The sequence below is a fragment of the Deferrisoma sp. genome, assembly GCF_054681715.1.
Map to the genome: position 1 here is coordinate 1 of NZ_BAAHFQ010000235.1, position 3,431 is coordinate 3,431.

At 72.0% G+C, this 3,431-nt stretch carries 4 protein-coding genes; 3 read left to right on the top strand and 1 reads right to left on the bottom strand.

The genetic code is table 11. From position 1 onward, the window contains the following. From ACY0I8_RS17105 to ACY0I8_RS17115, 3 genes are all read left to right on the top strand, one after another. Positions 1-939, top strand: a 939-nt coding sequence (locus ACY0I8_RS17105; protein ID WP_461395714.1) for an HNH endonuclease, incomplete at its 5' end; no start/stop codon positions are given. Positions 940-988: 49 nt separating this feature from the next. Next, entirely contained in the window at positions 989-2,854 is a 1,866-nt protein-coding gene (locus ACY0I8_RS17110; protein ID WP_461395715.1) for an NERD domain-containing protein, read from the top strand. Next, positions 2,851-3,075 carry a hypothetical protein gene (locus ACY0I8_RS17115; protein WP_461395716.1) on the top strand — a complete coding sequence of 75 codons (225 nt, stop codon included), beginning with the start codon at positions 2,851-2,853 and terminating at the stop codon, positions 3,073-3,075. Before ACY0I8_RS17110 ends, ACY0I8_RS17115 begins: the two co-directional genes overlap by 4 nt. Before the next feature lie 6 nt (positions 3,076-3,081). On the opposite strand, the gene ACY0I8_RS17120 is transcribed toward ACY0I8_RS17115, so the two are convergent. Further along, entirely contained in the window at positions 3,082-3,387 is a 306-nt protein-coding gene (locus tag ACY0I8_RS17120; RefSeq protein ID WP_459940956.1) for a helix-turn-helix transcriptional regulator, read from the bottom strand. Between the last annotated feature and the right edge of the window lie 44 nt (positions 3,388-3,431).

Below are 3,431 nucleotides of genomic sequence, written 5' to 3' on the forward strand. Positions count from 1 at the left end.
CTTCGGACCGACCGGAGCCGAGTCCATTACCCCGCCTCCACCCGGCACCGCGCACCCCACAAGCCGCTGCTGCTCCTGAGCGTCCTGGACCTCGTGGCCGAGGGCGCCGTAACCGGGAACTTCTTCGAACCCGGCCCTGACCTGGTGGAGCTGTTCGGGCTCTACTGGTCCCGGGTGATGCCGCCGGAGCGGCGGGGCGCGGTGGCGCTTCCGTTCTTCCACCTCCGAAGCGACGGGTTCTGGCACCTCGTGCCGGCCGCCGGGAGGGAGGCCCAGCTCGCGGCCGCGAGGCGGGTGGACTCCCTGCCCCGGCTTCGAAGCCTCGTGCTCGGGGCGACCCTGGACGAGGACCTTTTCGCCCTGCTACGGGACCCGCCGTCCCGGGAGGCGCTCCGGGCGGTGCTCCTGGAAACCTACTTCGAGCCCGGGGCGCGGGAGGCGATCTTGGAGCAGGCGACCGTGAACCAGGGGGCTTACCGGTACAGCGAGCTCCTGCTGCGCGCCGGGGGCGACCCCGCGCCGTTGCGGGGGGCCGCAACCGACGTGGAACCCCGCGCCCGGTACCAGGGGTTCCGAAGGGCCGTGGTCCGGGCCTACGAGCACCGGTGCGGGTTTTGCGGGGTGCGGGTGATCACGGCCGAGGGGCACACCGCGGTGGAGGCGGCCCACATCGTGCCGTGGCGGGTGTCGGGCGATGACCGGGTGGTGAACGGCCTCGGCCTGTGCCGGCTGTGCCACTGGAGTTTCGACGAGGGGCTCTTGGGGCTCGACCCGGACTACCGGATCCGAACCTCCCCCCAGCTTGCCCGGAACTCCAACCTGCCGGCCCATCTCAGCGCCCTGGCCGGCAGGACGCTCCTCGGGCCGTCCGACCAGGCGTTTTGGCCCGCCGCTGAGGCCGTGGCCTGGCACCGGAGGGAGGTGTTCCGCCGCCGGTGACCCGGCGCGGGGCGGGAGCGCGGGCGAACCCGAAACAGGGAGGGGGCCCATGGCCACGATGATTCCGGATGGGGTGGGGGCGTTCCACACGGAAGGGGAGAGGCGGTTCTACGCGTTTTTGCAGGAGGTGGCGCGGCCCGACGGGGAGTTTGTGGCGTGGTACACGCCCGACGTGGACGGCCGGGAGCCCGATTTCGTGCTGTTCCACCCGGACCTGGGCCTCGTCGTGTTCGAGGTGAAGGACTGGGCTTTGGACCAGGTCCGCGACGCCAACCCCCACACCTGGACGATCGAGGTGAACGGCCGGGCCGAGGCCCGGCCCAACCCCCTGCGCCAGGCCCGGGAGTACCAGTACCAGATCCTGGAGCGGCTGCGGGCCGAGCCGGCGCTCCGGCTTCCCGGCGATGCCCACAAGGTCTCCGTGCCGGTGTCGGCCGGGGTGGTCTTTTCCAACATCAATCGCTACGAGTACGAGACGAAGGGGCTCGGCCGGGTGATCCCGCCGGGCCTTGCGTTTTTCTGGGACGACCTCCACCCCCAGGGGGATCTCTTCACCGACCCCTCGGGCCGGAAGTTTCGCGAACGCCTCGAGGCCTCGTTCCCGCCCGTGTTCCCCTGCCGGCTCACGGGCCGGCAGGTCCAGGCGCTGCGGCAGGCCCTCTTTCCCGAGGTGCGGCTCCCCACGGCCCGGCCGCCGGCGCCGGGGGAGGACCGGGAGCGGCTCCGGATCCTCGACCACCACCAGGAGGCCCTGGCCCGGCGGTGGGACGGCGGCCACCGGATCGTGGTGGGGCCCTCGGGGTGCGGGAAAACCCTGGTGCTGGTGCACCGGGCCCGGTTCCTCCACAAGTACAACCCCAAGGTCCGGCGGGTGCTCCTGGTGTGCTACAACGTGGCCCTGGTGCCGTACCTGAAGCGCCTGTGCGCCCGCCACGGCCTGGGCCTCGGGCCCGGCGGGGTGGACGTGTGCCACGTGTTCGAGCTGTGCCAGCGGGTTTTGGGGGAGCCGGTGAACTTCGAGAAGGAGGAGCCCGGGTACTACGACATCGTGGTGGAGGAGGCCCTGGCGCGGCTCCCGGCCTATCCCGACCGCTACGACGCCGTGCTCGTGGACGAGGGGCAGGACTTCTCCGACGACATGTTCCGGCTGGCGGTGGGGCTTCTCAACCCGGAGACCGACCACCTTCTGGTGGCCCTGGACGAGCACCAGGACCTCTACCGCCGGGGGGCCGAGCGCCGCTGGGCCGAGCTCGGCATCCGGGCCCGGGGCCAGGTGCACCGGCTCCGCACGGCCTACCGCCAGACCGAGCAGTTGGCGGCCTTCGCCGCCCGGTTCCGGGGGCTCGAGGCGGCTGCCGAGCCCCGGCCGGCGGCGGGCCAACTCGAGCTCTTCACCGACTACCTGACGGCCCGGGGGCCGGAGCCCGAGGTGCGGGCGTGCCCCGACCCGGGGGGGCTCGTGGAGCACGTGGCCGACGCGGTGGCCGAGCGGGTGCTCCGGGGCGGGGTGCCGGCCGCGGAGGTGGCGGTGCTCTACCCCACGAAGAAGGCCTACGGGTTCCGGGACCCCCCGTTCCCCCGGCGGGTCGAGGCCGCGCTCCAGGCCCGGGGGGTGCTGGCCCGTTGGGCCTCGGAGGACTACCGGAGCAAGGCGGCCTTCGACGTGACCACCGACGCCGTGGCGATCTCCACGATCCACACGGCCAAGGGCATGGACTGGTCGGTGGTGTTCGTGGTGGGGCTGGACGAGCTCGAGCCGGGGGAGCGGTGGGGCAAGGAGCAGCTCAAGAACCTGGCCTACGTGGCGATCACCCGGGCCCGCTACGAGCTCCACGTGCCCTATGTGCGGGAGAACGCCCTGGTGGCGCGGCTTCTGCGGAGCCGGGCCGCCCCCGGGACCGGAGGGGGGCGATGAGCTGGATCGTGATCGGGTGCCTGCTTCTGGGCGGGGCGGCGCTGGGGATCGCCGTGGTGCGGCGGTGCCGGGGGCTGTTCGGCCCGGGGCCCGAGGGCCCGCCCGCGGGGGGCGCGGAAGAGGAGGACTGGGTGTTCGACCCCGACTACCACCTGGTGCCGGGGAACATGTACCACGAGGTCCTCTACGAGGACGAACCCGAGGACGACGCCGGGGAGTAGGGGACCTCAGGCGGCCCGGTTCAGGGGCCGGACCTCGGCGTCGAGGCGCGATCCCAGGGCCTCGCGGGCGCGTTCCATCTCGTAATGGGACTGGAGGTTCATCCAGAACTCGGGCTCCATGCCGAAGTAGCGCCCGAGCCGGAGGGCGGTATCGGCGGTGATGGCTCTCCGGCCGCGCACGATCTCGTTGATCCGGCGCGGCGTGACCCCGATCTCCTTAGCCAGGCGGTACTGCGTGATCCCTAGGGGCTTTAGGAACTCCTCGAGAAGGATCTCCCCCGGGTGGATCGGCGGCATATCTCTTGGCTTCATCACTTTTCCTCTCACCGGTGGTAGTCCACGATTTCCACTTCGTA

What these genes read in the sequence shown, in the direction of transcription:
- ACY0I8_RS17110 (WP_461395715.1), top strand. Translation starts at nt 989, where the DNA reads ATGGCCACGATGATTCCGGATGGGGTGGGGGCGTTCCACACGGAAGGG.
- ACY0I8_RS17115 (WP_461395716.1), top strand. Translation starts at nt 2,851, where the DNA reads ATGAGCTGGATCGTGATCGGGTGCCTGCTTCTGGGCGGGGCGGCGCTG.
- ACY0I8_RS17120 (WP_459940956.1), bottom strand. Translation starts at nt 3,387, where the DNA reads ATGAAGCCAAGAGATATGCCGCCGATCCACCCGGGGGAGATCCTTCTC.